General features: G+C 40.8%; 17 protein-coding genes and 1 pseudogene. 12 read left to right on the top strand and 6 right to left on the bottom strand.

Annotated features, from left to right (window positions below; genetic code table 11):
- Nucleotides 1-171 precede the first annotated feature (171 nt).
- Nucleotides 172-363, top strand: a complete 192-nt coding sequence (locus WKK05_RS08860; RefSeq protein ID WP_341529374.1) for a hypothetical protein — start codon at nucleotides 172-174, stop codon at nucleotides 361-363.
- A gap of 68 nt (nucleotides 364-431) precedes the next feature.
- Here WKK05_RS08860 and WKK05_RS08855 read toward each other — a convergent pair whose 3' ends face one another.
- The 4 genes from WKK05_RS08855 to WKK05_RS08840 form a co-directional block, all read right to left on the bottom strand.
- Nucleotides 432-3,185, bottom strand: coding sequence for a UPF0182 family protein (locus tag WKK05_RS08855; RefSeq protein ID WP_341529373.1), 2,754 nt, complete (start codon nucleotides 3,183-3,185; stop codon nucleotides 432-434).
- Entirely contained in the window at nucleotides 3,182-3,898 is a 717-nt protein-coding gene (locus tag WKK05_RS08850) for a DUF305 domain-containing protein (protein ID WP_341529372.1), read from the bottom strand. The genes WKK05_RS08855 and WKK05_RS08850 overlap by 4 nt, the downstream gene beginning before the upstream one ends.
- A gap of 100 nt (nucleotides 3,899-3,998) precedes the next feature.
- Nucleotides 3,999-5,165, bottom strand: coding sequence for a hypothetical protein (locus WKK05_RS08845; protein ID WP_341529371.1), 1,167 nt, complete (start codon nucleotides 5,163-5,165; stop codon nucleotides 3,999-4,001).
- A 272-nt stretch (nucleotides 5,166-5,437) separates the two neighbouring features.
- On the bottom strand, nucleotides 5,438-5,905 hold the full coding sequence (locus tag WKK05_RS08840; protein ID WP_341529370.1) for an Hsp20/alpha crystallin family protein: 468 nt from the start codon (nucleotides 5,903-5,905) through the stop codon (nucleotides 5,438-5,440).
- 448 nt (nucleotides 5,906-6,353) lie between these two features.
- On the opposite strand from WKK05_RS08840, the gene WKK05_RS08835 reads away from it, so the two are divergent.
- Together WKK05_RS08835 and WKK05_RS08830 are read left to right on the top strand one after the other, a co-directional pair.
- Nucleotides 6,354-7,022, top strand: a complete 669-nt coding sequence (locus WKK05_RS08835) for a dienelactone hydrolase family protein (RefSeq protein WP_341529369.1) — start codon at nucleotides 6,354-6,356, stop codon at nucleotides 7,020-7,022.
- Between the two features lie 156 nt (nucleotides 7,023-7,178).
- Complete coding sequence (locus tag WKK05_RS08830; protein WP_341529368.1) at nucleotides 7,179-8,513, top strand: glutamate-cysteine ligase family protein; 1,335 nt, start codon at nucleotides 7,179-7,181, stop codon at nucleotides 8,511-8,513.
- 57 nt (nucleotides 8,514-8,570) lie between these two features.
- Here the strand turns inward: WKK05_RS08830 and WKK05_RS08825 are convergent.
- Nucleotides 8,571-8,857, bottom strand: a pseudogene (locus WKK05_RS08825) (ISLre2 family transposase); the annotation flags it as partial.
- A gap of 212 nt (nucleotides 8,858-9,069) precedes the next feature.
- Between WKK05_RS08825 and WKK05_RS08820 the strand changes: the two are divergent.
- From WKK05_RS08820 to WKK05_RS08810, 3 genes are all read left to right on the top strand, one after another.
- Nucleotides 9,070-9,279: a hypothetical protein gene (locus tag WKK05_RS08820; RefSeq protein ID WP_341529367.1), complete on the top strand. Its 210-nt coding sequence runs from the start codon at nucleotides 9,070-9,072 to the stop codon at nucleotides 9,277-9,279.
- 524 nt (nucleotides 9,280-9,803) lie between these two features.
- Nucleotides 9,804-10,706 (top strand): fatty acid desaturase, encoded by a 903-nt coding sequence (locus WKK05_RS08815; RefSeq protein ID WP_341529366.1) that lies wholly within the window; start codon nucleotides 9,804-9,806, stop codon nucleotides 10,704-10,706.
- A 225-nt stretch (nucleotides 10,707-10,931) separates the two neighbouring features.
- Nucleotides 10,932-11,291 (top strand): SMR family transporter, encoded by a 360-nt coding sequence (locus tag WKK05_RS08810; protein ID WP_341529365.1) that lies wholly within the window; start codon nucleotides 10,932-10,934, stop codon nucleotides 11,289-11,291.
- A gap of 183 nt (nucleotides 11,292-11,474) precedes the next feature.
- Here WKK05_RS08810 and WKK05_RS08805 read toward each other — a convergent pair whose 3' ends face one another.
- Nucleotides 11,475-11,648: a hypothetical protein gene (locus WKK05_RS08805; protein ID WP_341529364.1), complete on the bottom strand. Its 174-nt coding sequence runs from the start codon at nucleotides 11,646-11,648 to the stop codon at nucleotides 11,475-11,477.
- 671 nt (nucleotides 11,649-12,319) lie between these two features.
- On the opposite strand from WKK05_RS08805, the gene WKK05_RS08800 reads away from it, so the two are divergent.
- From WKK05_RS08800 to WKK05_RS08775, 6 genes are all read left to right on the top strand, one after another.
- The gene (locus WKK05_RS08800; RefSeq protein WP_341529363.1) at nucleotides 12,320-12,889 is read left to right on the top strand and encodes a pentapeptide repeat-containing protein; all 570 of its coding nucleotides are present in this window, start codon (nucleotides 12,320-12,322) and stop codon (nucleotides 12,887-12,889) included.
- A 70-nt stretch (nucleotides 12,890-12,959) separates the two neighbouring features.
- On the top strand, nucleotides 12,960-13,091 hold the full coding sequence (locus tag WKK05_RS08795) for a thiamine pyrophosphate-binding protein (RefSeq protein WP_341529362.1): 132 nt from the start codon (nucleotides 12,960-12,962) through the stop codon (nucleotides 13,089-13,091).
- Nucleotides 13,091-13,267, top strand: coding sequence for a thiamine pyrophosphate-binding protein (locus WKK05_RS08790; protein ID WP_341529361.1), 177 nt, complete (start codon nucleotides 13,091-13,093; stop codon nucleotides 13,265-13,267). The genes WKK05_RS08795 and WKK05_RS08790 overlap by 1 nt, the downstream gene beginning before the upstream one ends.
- 180 nt (nucleotides 13,268-13,447) lie before the next feature.
- Entirely contained in the window at nucleotides 13,448-14,413 is a 966-nt protein-coding gene (locus tag WKK05_RS08785; RefSeq protein WP_341529360.1) for a Glu/Leu/Phe/Val dehydrogenase dimerization domain-containing protein, read from the top strand.
- 539 nt (nucleotides 14,414-14,952) lie between these two features.
- On the top strand, nucleotides 14,953-15,174 hold the full coding sequence (locus WKK05_RS08780) for a hypothetical protein (RefSeq protein ID WP_341529359.1): 222 nt from the start codon (nucleotides 14,953-14,955) through the stop codon (nucleotides 15,172-15,174).
- 76 nt (nucleotides 15,175-15,250) lie between these two features.
- Nucleotides 15,251-17,407: an SIR2 family protein gene (locus WKK05_RS08775; RefSeq protein ID WP_341529358.1), complete on the top strand. Its 2,157-nt coding sequence runs from the start codon at nucleotides 15,251-15,253 to the stop codon at nucleotides 17,405-17,407.
- Nucleotides 17,408-17,432 lie beyond the last annotated feature (25 nt).

Genomic DNA, 17,432 nt, shown 5'->3' with positions numbered 1-17,432 from the left:
TCTTTACATGCATTGAAATTTTTTCATAGGCTTACTTAGTGCATAATCAAAGAATCTGATCCCGCTTTTGTCTTGATGCCAAAGTTCCTCTCTTTGGAAACACTTGGGGGCTAGACGAGGTTCCTGATTGTATGGTCATAAGATATTTAGAACTCTCAGGAGATATAGGTTATGCACAAGGAATATATGGATATTTTAGAAACGTTAATCGATAAATTGTCATTAGCTGCAATTTTAGAGATGTTAGAGCGAATATGTCATAAAAAAGCAGAAAATTTGCGAAATAATTGGCAAGATGAGACTTCAGCCAAGCTATGGGATAAAGCCGCTAGACAGATAGAACAGATAAATATTGATGTCTGATAAAACAATCAAACCAACTTTTTGAATTACGTAGCTTGCTTCTGCGTAGTAGTATTACGAATTACAAATTACGAATTAGTATTACTACCCTGATTCAATTTCCGCAAAATTCCCTCCAATTCTTGCTGATAACGTCCATACTCAGCCCAATTTCCCTGCCGTAATGCCTCCTGTGCTTTTTGATAAGTAGCTAAAGCAGACTTAGCCAGATTTGGAACTTCTCCAGTTACGCGGCTAGGTACTTGCTCCTGTTCCTGAACACCACCGAAGATTGCTGCTAGAGATTTTTCTAAAGTTTCTTCCATCACCACAGCTTTGTCATAGGCAACAATTACCCGCTTCAGTTCAGGTAACTCGCCCTGTTCTGCCCGCAGATATACTGGTTCAACATAGAGTAAAGACTGGTCAATAGGAATCACTAACAAATCTCCACGAATCACTTTAGAACCTGCCTGACTCCATAAAGTAAACTGCTGGGAAATTTGCGGTTCCTGGTCAATTCGTGCCTCAATTTGTCGAGGGCCAAAAACAAGTTTTTGCTTAGGAAATTCGTATAACAGTAACTTACCGTACTCTTTGCTATTAGAATGTGCCGCCATCCAGGCAATCATATTGTCTTTGTTGGCAGGGGTGAACGGTAAAATTTGGATAAATTCTTCCTTGGCTGCTCCTGGTAAGCGCATAATCATGTAGTAAGGCTGCATGATATGTTCATTTCCTTCATAGGTTTCGATGGGCAAGCGCCACAAGTCTTCCCGGTTGTAAAATAATTCTGGGTCGTTCATGTGGTAAACAAGATACATCTGCGCCTGGATTTTAAACAGGTCTTGCGGATAGCGAAAATGATTCTTCACCTCAGATGGAATTGACGTGTTGGATTCAAATAGGTGAGGAAAAATCTTTTGGTAGGTACGGAGTACGGGATCGGCTTCATCGACGATAAAAAACCGCATTGTGCCATCGTAAGCATCAACTAATACCTTAACTGAGTTACGGAGATAGTTGATATCACGATGTAAAATCTGTTCAATATTTCCGCCTTTGAGAATTTCGGCGGCGTTCATAGTCTGGGCTACTGGTTCAGAATAGGGATAGCGATCGCTCACTGTATAAGTGTCTAAAATCCACTGCAATCTACCATCAATTACTACTAAGTAAGGGTCGCTATCCAAGTGCAGAAATGGCGCAACATGACTTACCCTTTCCTGAAGCAATCGGTAGTAATGGATACGCGACTGTTGATTAAAGTAATCGGAAATTAAAATCTGAAGGCTACCTAAATCGTAGGCATAAGCTAGCCTGTGCCACATCGTTGGTATTGGTACGCCACCTTTGCCGTTGTAGTTAGTATAAGCATTCCCATCCCCTAAAGGATAGTCAAACTCTTGGGTTTTTGTACCAGTAAAAATATAGTTATCAGTTTTTTCGCCATAATAAATTGCCGGCTGGCTCACCTGTAGATCCACCTTAGAGATGGGGGGAATATCTTTGATATACAATTCCGGTAAACCATCGGAGGTGACTTGATTAACTGGGCTCATCACCAAACCGTAGCCGTGGGTATATTTCAAACGTCGGTTAACCCAAGTTTTAGCCTCTTGGGGTAACTGAGAATAAGCCAATTCCCTTCCCGATAGCATCACCTGTTGGTAGTTGCCATTCAGGGTGTAGCGATCTACATCCACACTCTGAAATTGATAATACAGGCGCATCTCTTGAATTTGGCGGTAGGTACTCAAAAGTGGGCGGTAGTCCCATAAGCGAATGTTGCGGATAGTTGGCTGATTTGACTGCAAAACTTGGCGATTTAATTGGGTTACGGCTGTATAGTTTTGCTTCTGCACGTCATGCAAATGATAAGCATTCTGGGTAAATTTAATATTGTTGGCGATGTAAGACTTTTCTTTAGTTAATTCGTTCGGTTCAACGATGAATTGTTGGACAAACCAAGGATAAACACCGTTGAGCAATACTAAAGCCACAAAAAATAATACAATCCCCAACATAGGTAAAGCAAAACTTCTCCGCCCAATCGAGAGAAGCAACAGAACTGCTACTACTAACGCAATGATACTTGTCACCCAGTAGGCAAACAACCGTGCATGGACATCAGTGTAACCAGCACCAAACACAACACCATTGGTTGAGTAAAGCAGGCTGTAACGTTTGAGCCAGAAATCAATGGCAATCAATGTGGCAATTCCCGCCAATAGCAGACTTAAATGGTTTTTAGCTTTCCTATAGAGGGGATTTCGACCATTGTTCTGCCGTAGTGTAAAAATGCCTTTGAGGAAGTAAACCAGAAAAGATACTATCAGCCCCCAGACAAAAGCGAATAACAACCAGTTACGAATAGCTTCATAAAGCGGTAACTGGAAGACATAAAAGCCAATATCCTGTTGAAATATCGGATCGCGATCGCTAAAACTAGTAGGATGCAGATACTTAAGAATAGTTTCCCACGCAGAGGTACTAGCACTCGCTGCACCAAACCCAATGAACAAAATCAACACTAAAGCTAGGAAATTGGCAAATTTATCGGCATAGTCAACCAATGCGCTGTCTTCAAAAAAGCGAAAGGAACTATGCCGCGTGTGGCGCATAGCAATCTGATAGTTTACCCAGAGAAACAGCGTGTAGAAAGCAAAAGTGACAATCCAAGTGAGAATTTGCCAAGTTAACCTTGTCCAAAATACTTCTGAAAACCCGACAGTATCAAACCACCATACTTCTGTTAGAATATGCACCAGTGTTTTAGATAGAGACACACTAACAATCGCAATCAAGATGATTAATAGAATGCCTCTCTGTTTCAGTTTCATAATTTTGTCTTCCTGAGATTTTGTCTAAGAGCAGGCTGATACCAAGCCTGATAAAGTTGCCGCATTTGTGTGATTTCAGCCGTTTGAGTTTTAATAATGGACTGAGCTAAGTTGCGAACTTCAGGGTGTGTACTATTGTTAGCAACCATACGTGCCATCATCACAGCCATTTGGTGATGAGGAATCATTTGGCTAATAAATTCCCGATCAAAGTCTTGAGTATTTTTCAAGGTTTCTAAATCTACATCCATGCCCCTCATATCATGATGCATAGACATTGCCATCATTCCTTGATTCTGAGCCTGGCTCATACTGTGCTGTCCTCCCATCATTCTCATGCCAGACATTGATGCAACAGGCACTTCTTTGCCATACCATGCCTTATACCAAGTTCGCATTTGTTGAATTTCACGGGATTGGTATGTTTTAATGGCTTGAGCTAGTTTTTTGATTTCAGGATGTTTAGCACGCGTTAAAGCTAAATTAGCCATTTCCACTGCTTGCTGATGGTGAGGAATCATCATTGTGATGAAATGCTGATCAACCTCACCCATCATCCCTTGTTGGGAAGGAGTAACCTGAGAAGATGGATGATGAGTATTATGTTGTAAAGTTGGAGACTGAGCTTGCGTGTTATTGATTATTAAGAATCCTCCAACAACACTACTGTTCAATAACCCTATAAGACCATAAATCAAATTTTTGTTCTTCATAACTTCACTTCTTTGCTATTTACAATTAGGAAATTAGCTCTTATTTTTTTCCCAGAGTGATTAAACAAAGCTAAGATCATTACTACAAAACTACTTTCCATCAATAGCGAAATACCGCAGCTAATGGTGTATTATCTGGCATATCTGCGGACTCAAGTGCATAGACAATACCGCCATTCAAGATAGTCTGGGTTGCAGCGAAATTTAATAACTCTTCGTCGTTGGGTTCTGCATTGGGATGCACATGAACCGTTTGGGTGTCTGGGTCAAAAGTACCCCACTGCTGCTGACCGAGAGCGACAATTAACTTGTCAACTCGTCCCTGACAAGCCGCCGGAATAGTTTCCGTAATTTGGCTGGAGGCTTTTCCAGTTCCTAGCAGTTCCCTGTATTGAGCGATCGCCTCTTGCTGTGCTTGTAAAAATAATGGTTCCACTATTTCCCAAGCTTGGGTATGTAATTCCTCTGCTGCCAGTAGTTCTGCATTCCCTGTTATACCAGTATCTAGGAGATAACCATAAGTATTCGCCTCTCGATAAATCGGCAACAGATATTCCACTCCAGCCAGCACTAAAGGAGCGTGTTCCTCTTTTAATAACTCCTGCAACGCCTCATTTACCCGATGGAAGTATATGCTGAGATTTTCCTTTTCATCCTCATCACCTGCACCATGACCATGAAATACAGTAACTCCACCAGGAGCGGTGCGTCTTCTACTTACTGCTCCTGGGGTTCCTGTATGGGAAGGGGTTTGCCGTTCTGGTTCTTCAAACCGCAATACCTCTTCCAAACTTGGTAACACACCAGTCAGATCAATTTCTTCAATATGATGGTGTGTGCCTTCTAATAGCCGAATCAGATTATGGCTGATAGCAAGGATATAGAAGTGTCCATCGCTATTAAAGAGGGGAAATAGAGGTTTAAGATAAAAACAGTTACTAACAATTGCTAATTCTTCAAAATCTATAGGTAGAGAGTAATACTGCAACATGTCCTGGGAGCGGAAGATTGCTAAACCATCACTCTGATGTTGCCAAAATTCATACTCATCTATTTCTTGGACTGGTGCGAGTAAGTTTTTCGCATCTTCAGAGCGCCAACCACTTTCAATCAAGCGTTCTTCAGCTTCTCGGATTAAATTCCTAAACCGAATTGGATTCTGTTGTGTGTCTGCCCCTGCATGGCAAGTTGGTAGAAAAATAGATACGCAGACTTCTCTAGGTTGTTTTGCTAGTGTTTCGAGTTCCACAATAGAGAGTAATTTCATTCGTTTGCCTCCTTTTACAGAGAAGGGGTAGAGCTGTGATTTGAAGATTTAGGTTACAGAACTGGCTGGTATGAGCGTTTTTTCAGTCCTCAATTTGACTTCCAGTCCTTCTGCCGTTTTGAAAATACTAGTATTGAAAGTTGCACAAAAAATTGTATACGGTGACAGATATCGGTGAATTCTTCGCCCTTGGACGAAGAGGAAAAAGGGACGGGGCAGACGGGAGGATATTTCATCCCCGCACCCTGTTTCCCTGCTTTTACAGCAGCAAACTAACTAAGGTTAATCTTGACGGCTTTTTTCTTCTCTCCTTCAACCTTCGGTAAGGTGAGGGTAAGAATACCGTTTTTGTATTCAGCTTGCGCTTTGTCGTTTTGAACGTGAGCAGGTAGCGGAATGATTCGCTCAAATTTGCCATAACGGAATTCAGAGCGCATAATGCCTTTTTCTTCCATCTTGGTTTCAGACTTGCGTTCGCCACTGATCGAAACAGATTCTTCAGTAACCTCCACATTCAAATCTTTAGATTCTAGTCCCGGAATTTCTAGTCTGAGGTTAACTGCGTCAGCAGTTTCTTCCATTTCGGCGGAGGGTATAAAGGTAAGTGCAGAGACTCCTCCATTCCCACTGGGGATCATCCGCTCAAACAGGCGGTTCATCCGTTGTTGCAGATGCTCAATCTCCCGCAAAGGCTCCCAACGTTCAATTTCTTGAAACGGTTCCCAACGAGTAATCGGCATAATCTTTGCCTCCAATATTCGTAATTTAAAACTTGATATTTCAACTTGATTGCTACCCTTGCAGCTTTAACCTCAGTGTGGGCTGGATGTAGCAAGCTACTGGGGAGATGGTGGCAGAATCTTTCTTGTTTGCAAAAGAGTTGTGCCACCATTTTTAAATTAAAAGAAAAATTTGAGGAACTTGTGAGGAAGTGGTTGATATTGTTTTATTGATTTAGACGAAGCGATCGCAATGGGTTTGTTATTGGCTAATAACTGAGTTATTCTTCCGAAATATTAACTTATTCAACTACTCCTTGGATTAATCTTCTAAGTTTTTGGGTCATTTGATTAAAAAATTCCTCACGTCTTCCTCACATTTTGTTTCTAACCTCAAAGTAGAGTTCACATTCTAAACAACAAGGCGGCAAAAGGTGAGCTACTTGACTCATAAATGGAGATTGAGTTTATGGATAGAACATTAACACAGCACCCCCGTGAACATCTGGTGTCAGTGACAGCAGGTGAGGTTAACTTAGAGGGTAATTTAGTGATTCCAGAGGGTGCTACGGGCATAGTTTTATTTGCTCATGGCAGTGGTAGCAGCCGTCACAGCCCCCGCAATCGCTATGTTGCTGGAGTCTTACAACAGGCAGGACTCGCAACTTTATTAATTGACTTACTGACTCTGGAAGAAGAAGAAATTGACCTGCGGACAAGACATTTACGCTTTGATATTGGTTTGTTGGCATCGCGGTTAGTTGGCGCTACAGATTGGCTGGTACATAACTCAGACACCCGACACCTAAAAGTTGCTTACTTTGGTGCTAGTACAGGAGCCGGCGCAGCCTTGGTTGCCGCTACAGAACGTCCAGAAGTTGTCCAGGCTATTGTCTCTCGTGGTGGACGACCGGATTTAGCTGGTTCAGTGTTACCTCATGTCAAAGCGCCAACATTGTTGATTGTTGGGGGTTACGATATGCCAGTGATCGCAATGAATGAGGATGCACTAGAACAGTTGCGATCGCTAAAACGGTTGGAGATTATTCCCGAAGCCACCCATTTATTTGAAGAACCAGGTACATTAGCAGCAGCAGCACAACTGGCGAGTGAATGGTTTACGCATTACCTCAAGTAAAAAAGACTGGGGATTAGGGATTGGGTGGAAAAATGACGGAATGTTTTCCTAGTCCTCAATCTTAAAGCCATAGCAAAAATTTTTGTAAATGCTAGTAGGGGTATGTTCCCCGTGTCAGCTTATCCTTAGAAGCAAAGCTAGACATTTATTAACGATATGGATGTAGTAAAGCGTCGTATCGGTCTTGAACAAGAGTTTTTTCTGGTAGATGAAGTTGGTCATCTGAGCGATCGCGCTGATGAGTTTTTGCAGGGTTGTCATTTAATGGCGCAAGCACAAGGTTTAAACCCAAGTTACTTTGTGCCTGAGTTCGTCAAGAGTATGGTGGAGATCAATACACCTCCTGCCTATAGTGGTACAGAACTAGCAAGAGTTTATCTTAAAAATCTCAAATTGGCGCTTGCTGTAGCGCGACAGATGGGTTTACGGCTTTATCCTCTGTCTAGCTATCCATTGCATATCATGCCAGTGATGCGCGATCGCCCTAATTATCATATCCAAGCACGGACTGTCGGCTATGAAAAATTTTTGCACGCCGGCAAATGTACTGGCACACATCTGCATTTGGAAGTCCCGCCTGGAGTAATTAACCCTCGTGTTGCCGTATCATACAACTCGACATCAAAAGAGCGAGAAGAGCTACTCAATATCTACAATTTAGCTACAGCTTGCGACTCAGCCCTTATTTCTCTGACACGGGCGTGTCCCTTTTATGAAGGACAGGCGATCGGGCTAGCCGCGCATACAATTCGTTATCGAGGTAGCGAAACCTTTGGCTGGGAAGGAGTTTATACTAATTTACAATCTGTCGGCGGACTCATGCCTTATGCCGAGAGTGTTGAGGGTTTAGTTGAGCAGCAGTTCGCTCGTTACTATGCTTGGCTGCAAGCGATGGAAAAAGCCGGAATCGAACCTCACCTGTTTTTAGAAGCGGGAGGCAGCTTACTTAAGTCAGCTTGGAATCCAGTTAGACTCAACAAACTCGGCACTGTTGAAATAAGATGTATAGATAGTAACTATCCTTCAGTTATTTTAGCTGTAATTACACTGCTCGATAATGCAGCTCATCGAGTTAGGAGCGAGAAGTTAACAGTGAGACCAGCTAAAGGAATGCAGATATTTGAATTAGTAGGCGATCGCCTTCATGTACCAGATTTTGAATATCTCAGTGGTGAATTGCTCTATACCTCAGCTACAGAAGGAATCAAAAACCCCAAAGTCAAGGCTTACGTCGATTCAATTTTGCAGTTTGCTATGAGTGACACTGGCGAAGGAGCAAATTTTTTGGCAAAACTGAGCCAAGACCTTGATCGCTATCAAACGATAGAAGCCGAGATATTACAAGAGTTTACCCCAACAACTGCTCAACTGCCATTAGATGCTGGTTTACGTTTAGTGCGTGAGTGCTGTGACAAGCTAGAAGCGCAAGTTTCATGGATAGACACAGAAAATCCCTTATCAGCGTTGGATGCTGACGAAATATTGTTATAGCAGTTGCTAGATAGCTAATGATTGGATAAATGAAGGGTGCAACGCAAGAAACTTGGGTTAAGCAGGATAGAGCCTAACCGTCAAAATAGAGTTGCAAAAAGTAGACCAACTTCCCGCAGCCCATTGGCATCGAGCTGTAATATTGCTTCGGCATTTTCCAACAACCAAAACTTGCCATTACCTTTAAGCCTTAGATTAACTACTTGGCGAATTAAACTCTCGATAGCACCACTGCCAATAGGCATTTTCATTGCTGCTACTTGAGAATAGCTTAATCGTCCTTATTGATGGAATTTGGTAAAATATTGAATCTCGGAGGTTATAGTTTAGCGGCGCTCGCCACTGAATGTTTTGACTCAAAGTTTGCATTTGGTCAAGTAAATCAGCCGATTCTCCACGTTTGAGTAGAGAAGGGGCTTGTTTAAACGCTCAACCCGTCTAAGGGACTTCCAGTTTAAAAAACATCCTATCGTAGGGGCGCAAGGCCTTGCGCCCCTAAAAATGTACAAATAATTTTGGATAATTTATTTTTTGGAAGTCCCTAATACTCATAGCCATGCCCCAATCGAAAAGCGTCTGCTGGGCGATCGCTAAACATGGCTCTTTGGTTTACAATTTTTTGATATTTGTACCAGACGCTAACACAGGCCAATATTGCGAGGCACTGCTTGAGCCACTACCGCCAGAAAAATACCCCCTTCTGGGGGCGATTAATGTGTTTGATGTGCCTAAAAGGACACAATCGAATAATGAGAGTTCGCTATAAGGATTTCTGTATATATGCCCATCTTACAATGAGCTATCGATGGATGTCTTCGGTGATCACCTTTTCTTCAAAATCGCTTCACGACAACTTATCAATAAAATCGCTATTTACACTGTTAACGGGGTATTGCAACCACTCCTCTTTTTCCGTATTCCGAGAAAAGTCAGAAGTTGTTGCATAAATATTGATTATTTATGTTTTTTTTGAAACAATATCTTTGGTTCGATAAACTTTTATGAAAAACATGAGTTTCTTGAGGTCAGCTATTTCTAATAGACAATTTATAGAATGCAGTTTTACAATATTTTGGGTAAAAGTTAAGGGGGAAGAAGACAAGTAACTGGCATTGTGTTAGGTGCATATTTCCAAATGATTTGTCACAAAAAAATCATCAAAGTGCCTAACACACCGCCTTGTAACACGGTGTATTAAGGCTTTAGCCTTAATACACCCTACTTAAAATTTACTTTATAAATAGTCTTTTAGGTATTACTACAAACACTATCATTGTGAGACATGAAAATATGAAGACTATTACTAGCAGCCAAGTTCCATACTCCCAGACTGTTAAACTTTTTATTGCTTCATTATTTTGGTTTATCTATTTGTTTTTTATTCCTTATATATATAGTTCAGCAAATATTTTGCCTTTTTTTTTAATCGTCTTCCCAGGAGGTTATCTTTTTTGTTTGTTAGCACTGTTTATGCATGAATGTTGGCATGAATATTTACCTGGCATTCACAATAAGTTTTTTTACTCAGTTTTATCCTGGATGATATTTCTCGATCATCAAATTTTTGATATAGTGCATCCTTCTCATCATTCTCAAGTAAATACTTATCAAGATATAGAGTTTTATCCTTTAGGAGAGATTAAAAAGCGTTCTCTTCGAGTTATTTATAACTTTTGTGAAGTATTTTTAGGAAATATATTTCTTGTACTTGTGGTTAATTTTAAAATATTGCATGAGCCAAAACTTAAAAAGCAGTACTCCTTTAAAAAACTAGGAGTTTCTCTTTTAATGCGGGCTATTTTTTGGGGCGGAATTGGTTATAGCTCTCATTTACTATTAAAAGTAAATCTGCTTCAAATTGTAATTCCTTATGCCCTTACCTGTTGGATGGGATCTTTAATGATTCATCATAGTGAACTGATAGAACATGGCAACCTAATTGTAGAAGGAAAGTTAGAAGAGCGTAATTTAAAAAATAGGAACTTGAAACCACATGGTGTTTTAGAAAAATGCTTTTTATTTCTTACCAATAATCATTCTTTAGAACATTCATTACATCACTCTAAGTCTAATACTTACACTCGACCATTTCCTCAAAAAAATCCTATGTCTGAGCAAACAGTGTATATTTCATTTGCTGAATATTCGATAATTTTAAAAGATATGCTTACAGGTAAATGCTCGAAAATTTAATGTCATACCAGTTTTAGATAAAGATGAGCTTGAGCATTGAATAAGAGATTTACTGTTAGTGGCACGTTAACAAATTATGAAATAGCTGATTAAGCTAAGGAACTTGTATGCCCTTGTTTAAGTTTGTGAAGGAGGGCGTTATACAAGATTTATAGTGAGATAAATAAACTAGCAGCAATAACTAATTTAGATAGATAAAAATTTTCAACCAATGGATAAATACTAATGATTAAATTTTTAGACCAACCTTGGTTACTAGTTGCTGTATCTGCTTGCTGTAACTGCATTGGTACTATTTTACTCAAACAATCACGTTTGGCTCTCAATAATTCTAGCAGCATTCTTGTAACTATCGCTTCTCCTTGGTTTCTTACTGCTCTAATTGCTTACTGCACAGGTTTGCTCCTATTAACCAAATCACTTGATCAACTCCCAGTTTCTATAGTAGTCCCAACTTCTCAAGGAATTGTATTCATTTCAATTACTTTTATTTCTCACTGGTTATTTAAAGAAAGTTTGACATTTAAACAGGTAACTGCCGTAAGTTTCATCTTAGTTGGCATTATTATAATGTCCCGTAAATAATTTTTAAAATATGGGGTGAAATAAGCAAGCGATACTATTAGCGATGAGTTTTTATTTCGTCAACAAGGCAACTCTCAAGTTTCAGATTGTTTGAATCTGGTAAGAAGTGAGTTAGCACCGACATAGGGCTTGCTGAGGCTTATCCCTCAAATGTTTGATGGAGCGAAGTTTGAAGTATCTTAATTATATCTTTCCTTCTTCCTCCTTCTGCCTTACCCCAACCAAGATCACCAAAAGTTGCCAAGACCCAAACTTGGCTGCAACGTTGCAACTTCCCAAAATCCCTATTAGGGATTGAAACCCAAAATCCGCCTTCAGCGATCGCACCTTATCAAAATAATAGTTGCAACTTCCCAAAATCCCGATTTCACGTTAATTCCCCTCTGTAATACACGGGTAAAACACGACCAATGCTTGATTACGTGAGTGCAGCGATGGCGGAACGCCCACCGTAGGTGATCGTGTTTTGGATGACAATGTTTGGCATTCAGGAGTGGGTGTTGCAGTTTCGCTTGGGTTACCTCGGTCGCTACTGGGCGTTAATAAGCGTTGCGGGCTTGTCCCTTGGCTTATTGCTCTCTTCATTCATTGTTGTGCCATTGATCATCAGTTTGAGAGCAGACCCGTTCAGATTTCCAGACAATATTATTCTGTGTGCGATAGCCGTTCGCGCTAGCGTTTCCATAGGAGATAAGCTTCGTTTATCGCAGGTGTTATCTTTGGTGTCATTGTCAGCCTGGGGCAATGGCTGATACTGCGAAAAGCTGAGTTGACACCGAGAATCTTTGCTCTTAATAAATACAGCAGTTGTGATTGTGATTTTCGCCAAATGAAGCGCTAAAAGCTATGACCAGTAAATCTTTCAGCATCTAAAATTTCAAATCCAAAACAGTATAGCTTCCTCATAAGTTCCTCATCTTTTTCCTTTACTCTTGAAATTGAGAACATAATTCAGCTTAATTTTTCAATATATATCGTTAGTTTTTTTGTTAACAGCATTTTCAGCTAACTACGGAAAACTTCAGGTTATGGACGTTAAAGAACTTCTAAATCGATATGCAGCAGGAGAACGGAACTTCCACGGTATTGCCTTACCAAAAGCAGACCTACAGGGTGTTCACTTGGGCGGTATAGACTTTGGTAGAGCAGACCTAAGAGGTGCTAACCTAGCAAAAGCATCTATGAGTGGAGCTAATTTGTGTAAAGCCAATCTTCAAGGTGCGAACCTAGAACACGCAAATTTATCTGAAGTGATTTTTAGTGGTGCTGATTTGTGTGAAGCTACACTGACAACTGCCAACCTCAATGAATCAGACCTGAGTGGTGCATATCTTTGTGGCGCAGACTTATGTGATGCTACTTTGCATATGGCCTCACTCAGTGCGGCAAACTTGCAGCGTGTAAATTTGAGTGATGCAAAAATGAGCGGAGTCAGAATGTGGAAAGCTGATTTGCGAGAATCTAACTTGAGTGGTGCTGATTTAAGCGATGCCAATCTGAGTGAGGCAAACCTGACTGGGGCGAATTTAAATGCAACAGATATGAGTGAAGCTTTTTTAACTGGGACAATTATGCCTGACGGTACTATGCATAAATAGTGTTAGAACCTGGAAATTAGTTGTCTGCTGATAGTCGGTTCTGAGAAAACAGTCTTTGGAGAGGTAGAAAATGCCTCAACTAGCACCGCATATATTTGATATCTTATACCAGCAGGGCGTAAAACACGCGTTTGGCATACCTGGGGATTTTGCCCTAACGCTATTTGATGCACTAGCAGCCAGCAAGATTGACCCATTGTGATGACACACGAACCCTGTGTAGGCTTTGCTGCTGATGCTTACTCCCGGATTCGGGGTTTGGGTTTAGCGGTTGTTACCTACAGTGTTGGCGGGTTGAATATGGTGAATGCTGTAGTAGGCGCTTATGCGGAGAAATCACCATTAGTAATTTTAAGTGGTGGCCCAGGCAAAGGATAGAGTTGTACCAATTCGTAATTCGTAATTAAGACAATCCCCAATCCCAATGGATAATATTTTTCGGTTTGCTGATGATCTAGCCCTGCCAAGATTATTCACATCTACGAAAGAGAAGCGGATTTAAAAGCGATCGTCGTAGTTGATAATATTGCTTGTACCCCTGCGATCGGTGGAGTACGGATGGCAGTAGATGTGACTACAGAAGAAGTCTTTCGACTAGCGCGAGCCATGACCTTGAAAAATGCTGCTGCTGAGTTAACCTACGGTGGCGGCAAATCTGCAATTCTAGCTGACCCAAAACAGCCCTTGGCAGATAAAGAACATTTGATACGTACCTTTGCCCGTGCCATCAAGGATATTACTGAGTATATCCCCGGCCCCGATATGGGAACAGATGAACAGTGCATGGCTTGGGTCAAGTCAGAAATTGGTCGGGCTGTTGGGCTACCAAGAGCAATGGGTGGTATCCCCTTAGATGAAATTGGTGCTACTGGTTTTGGTCTTAGTGTCTGTACAGAAGTTGCCAGTAAGTTTTGCCACCTCGATTTAAAAGGTAGCCGTATTGTAATTCAAGGTTTTGGTTCGGTCGGCAAACACGCTGCTCGCTTCTTAGCTGCTCAAGGGACGCTACTTGTAGGAGTAGCAGATTCTCAAGGGGCGCTGTTTAATCCTCAAGGAATCAATGTAAAGCAGTTAATCAAACTCAAAAATTCTGGTAAGAGTGTCATTGACTATCCACAAGGAGACAAGCTAGACCGGGACGCAGTTATTGACATTGAATGCGATATTTGGATACCAGCCGCCAGACCTGATGTCATTCATGCTGATAATGTTGCTCGCTTGAAAACTCACCTCGTGGTCTCAGGTGCTAACATCCCGTTCAAGGAAACAGCCGAAAGGATATGTCATCAACGGAATATTCTTGTAGTACCTGATTTCATTGCCAATGCAGGGGGCATAATCTGTGCTGCGGTTGAGTATGATGGTGGAAATCAGACAATAGCTTTTGAGACTATTGCTGAGAAAATTTGCCACAATACGACGCTAGTGTTAGAACGAGCTACCCAAACAGACAGGCTACCACGACAGATTGCCGTAGAACTTGCTCAACGACGGGTATGTATTGCTAAGGAATATTTTTCTTAGCTTTAAACAAAATTTCGTGGATTTAATAGGTATTTATTGGTTTTTAATTATTGATTAGTTAGAAATTTTTAAGAAGTGTACGCAGTCTATATTCTTCAGTTTTGATCAGATTTTTATCAACAGGTGGCTGCGAGATAAGAGGTATGGGGAAATTATTCCAAAATTAAAGATAGGTAAAAGCCTCTTCTATAATTTTTATGAATTCTAATCCAGTCTATTTTACAACTACTCCATGTTCAAATTAGTATAATTATCCTCATCTTAAAGACGTAGGATATGAGCCTAAAACTCTTCTTTAGATAGATAGAAACTCTCTTGAAAACTACATCTATAGGTTGATACTTAAATTAAGTTATTTTCTAATATTTAGGAATACCTTGTAAATCGATTAGAGAAACTTTAGCTGGGGTAAATAAAATTTACGAATATTGACATAGTATTAAATATAAAACCGATTTTATTGAGGAAATAAAATAATAACTGGACGCACCACAAACTTCACAAGCGGTAGAATTACGGCGATTAGTGCCACTATTGATGTGGGCTATGGTAACGGGAGGACAGCCCGTTTCAAGGATCAGATAGTTACTACCAATCTTTCGGCTGGTGGTGACTCTGGTTCAGTGGTTGCTACTTTGGTAAATAACACCCCGGCGGCTGTAGGGCTGTTGTTTGCTGGCTCGTCGGTGGCAACTATTGTCAATCAAATCGAAAATGTGCGATCGCTATTACAAATAGAAGTTGCAGAACAGATCCTCTAAATACTGGTCAAGGGTAATAGGGAAAATTTTCTTCTTAATTCCCAATTACCCTTGACTCCTCTAGGGAGAAATTAAAATGGCGGGAATGACTTGGCTTCATCTTTCAGATTGGCATCAGAAGGGGAAAGAATTTGACAGGCAGGTTGTACGTGATGCCTTAATTAGAGATATTGAGGAGCGGGAGAAAATCAGTCCAGACTTGGCAAAGATTGATTTCATCATCTTTAGTGGTGATGTGGCTCACGCTGGTAAAAAGGAAGAATATACAGCAGCGTGGGAAAATTTATTCGAGCCTGTGCTTCAAGCAACTGGGTTAACTGCCGAGCAGCTGTTTATTGTACCAGGCAACCACGACCTCGATCGCAGTGCCTTTGAATTGCTACCAAATTCTATCCTCCAGCCCTTTGAGTCTAATGAGCAGGTCAAAGATTGGCTGACGAACAAAAAAAAATGCGATCGCCTGCGGGAACCCTTTGAAGCCTATAGAGAATTTGTTACTCAATACACACATCAGACTCAACCTGACTACAGCAGTATCCGCAGGCTATCGATCGATGGAAAGCGGGTAGCATTGCTTGGTCTAAACTCTGCTTTAATGGCTGGGCGGGTAAATGAAAGAGGAGAAGTAAATGATGATGGAAAACTAATTGTTGGAGAACCTCAATTGTATGATGCCCTCCACAAAATAGCTAGTGATGAGGTTCGGATTGCGGTGCTGCATCATCCGTTAGAATTGCTAGCTGAATTTGAACGCGATCTAATCACACAACGTCTTCAAGACAACGATGGGTGTCATTTTCTTCTATGCGGTCATCAGCATCAAGCTAAAGCTTATCAAGTAACTGGGACAACAGGAAACTGTGTAATTATTCCAGCTGGTTCCAGCTACAGCAACCGTGGTTATCACAATGGTTACAATTTTGTACACCTTGATTTTGAAACTAATAAAGGAATCGTATATCTGCGCCTCTGGGATGATAATGGCAACTACTGGTGCAAACACACAGCAAAGTCCCATGAGGATGGGTATATCACCTTTGAACTTCCAAAAAAAGAGATTAGAAACCGAAATATCCCAAGTATTGGAATATTGCCAGACGAAATACAAAACACGCTTAAACAACACTTCGATTGGCTAATTCCCAAAATCAAAAATGGCTTAGTCATTCCTTTCTTGGGAGCAGATATTAACTTATGCGATCGCTCACAAGATCCAAATTTGGCACCCAAACCGTGGGAATGGAACCTGAACAGTGACTATCCACCTACTAGTGTAGAAGTCGCTGCTTACCTAGATAGAAGCCATAAATACTTACAGAGAATGCGTTGTCCGTTATGCGACGAAGAAAATTTGCCTGCTAACTGTCCAATTATGACACAATTTGTAACTAGACTGGATCTTCAGAATGTGTCGCAATACTTCAATCTTCTGAGTGAGGGTGAAGAGAACATCAAAGAGACAATCGCAGCCATCACTGAAAAAGAATACAAACCTAACCGATTGCATCAGTTCTTAGCTAAACTTCCTCGTTTCATGGATGAGATGGGCTATTCCGCTAGGATTAAAAGTTTAGGTGAAAAAACTCGTTATCAACTAATAGTAACGACCAATTTTGACAGAACACTAGAACAAGCCTTTATAAATGCCAAGCAGCCATTCGATTTAGTTTCTTATACGGCAGGTGCTGAAGATAGCGAAGGACAGATTGTTAAACAGTTTGTCCATCAAAGATTTGAACATGAAATTGAGGGAAATAAGGATTCACCAGTAGTTCAAATAGGTCAACTAAAACCGATTCCGCCAGGAACTGCTAACGAATATTCAGACTTTTCACTCAATGAGCGTCCAGTCATCTTAAAACTCTATGGCCCTGTTGATTTGCCAGAACGCCCAAGAAAAAGCTTTGCGATCACAGAAGATCATTTTATTGACTATTTAGCTTATGCCGATAACAAACCTGTGGATTTACTGCCAAGCTATCTGTTAGGCAAACTCAACAACAGCCATATTTGGTTTTTAGGATATAGCCTACGCTATTGGCATCAGCGTGTCATTTTACACCGCTTGTTGCCAGAGAAAGAAAAAAGGAAGACACAAACATGGTGGGCAGTTCACCCAAAACCTGATGCTTTGGATAAGTTCCTTTGGAAGAATAAAGATGTAGAAATCATGAGTGAAATATCTTTAGAAATATATTTTGATGAATTGAACAACAAACTGAAAAAACAGTAGTAAACATTAAAAACTGAGAATAAGA

The organism is Nostoc sp. UHCC 0302 (assembly GCF_038096175.1).
GTDB lineage: Bacteria > Cyanobacteriota > Cyanobacteriia > Cyanobacteriales > Nostocaceae > UHCC-0302.
The sequence above is the reverse complement of the archived record's forward strand: the minus strand, read 5'-3'. Positions and strand labels throughout refer to the sequence as shown.

Bases quoted from the DNA above. Each gene is read 5' to 3' on its own strand.
- WKK05_RS08800 (WP_341529363.1), top strand. From the start codon at position 12,320: ATGGACGTTAAAGAACTTCTAAATCGATATGCAGCAGGAGAACGGAAC.
- WKK05_RS08850 (WP_341529372.1), bottom strand. From the start codon at position 3,898: ATGAAGAACAAAAATTTGATTTATGGTCTTATAGGGTTATTGAACAGT.
- WKK05_RS08790 (WP_341529361.1), top strand. From the start codon at position 13,091: ATGACACACGAACCCTGTGTAGGCTTTGCTGCTGATGCTTACTCCCGG.
- WKK05_RS08775 (WP_341529358.1), top strand. From the start codon at position 15,251: ATGGCGGGAATGACTTGGCTTCATCTTTCAGATTGGCATCAGAAGGGG.
- WKK05_RS08840 (WP_341529370.1), bottom strand. From the start codon at position 5,905: ATGCCGATTACTCGTTGGGAACCGTTTCAAGAAATTGAACGTTGGGAG.
- WKK05_RS08820 (WP_341529367.1), top strand. From the start codon at position 9,070: ATGCCCCAATCGAAAAGCGTCTGCTGGGCGATCGCTAAACATGGCTCT.
- WKK05_RS08830 (WP_341529368.1), top strand. From the start codon at position 7,179: ATGGATGTAGTAAAGCGTCGTATCGGTCTTGAACAAGAGTTTTTTCTG.
- WKK05_RS08845 (WP_341529371.1), bottom strand. From the start codon at position 5,165: ATGAAATTACTCTCTATTGTGGAACTCGAAACACTAGCAAAACAACCT.
- WKK05_RS08785 (WP_341529360.1), top strand. From the start codon at position 13,448: ATGGCAGTAGATGTGACTACAGAAGAAGTCTTTCGACTAGCGCGAGCC.
- WKK05_RS08795 (WP_341529362.1), top strand. From the start codon at position 12,960: ATGCCTCAACTAGCACCGCATATATTTGATATCTTATACCAGCAGGGC.
- WKK05_RS08810 (WP_341529365.1), top strand. From the start codon at position 10,932: ATGATTAAATTTTTAGACCAACCTTGGTTACTAGTTGCTGTATCTGCT.
- WKK05_RS08855 (WP_341529373.1), bottom strand. From the start codon at position 3,185: ATGAAACTGAAACAGAGAGGCATTCTATTAATCATCTTGATTGCGATT.
- WKK05_RS08815 (WP_341529366.1), top strand. From the start codon at position 9,804: ATGAAGACTATTACTAGCAGCCAAGTTCCATACTCCCAGACTGTTAAA.
- WKK05_RS08860 (WP_341529374.1), top strand. From the start codon at position 172: ATGCACAAGGAATATATGGATATTTTAGAAACGTTAATCGATAAATTG.
- WKK05_RS08835 (WP_341529369.1), top strand. From the start codon at position 6,354: ATGGATAGAACATTAACACAGCACCCCCGTGAACATCTGGTGTCAGTG.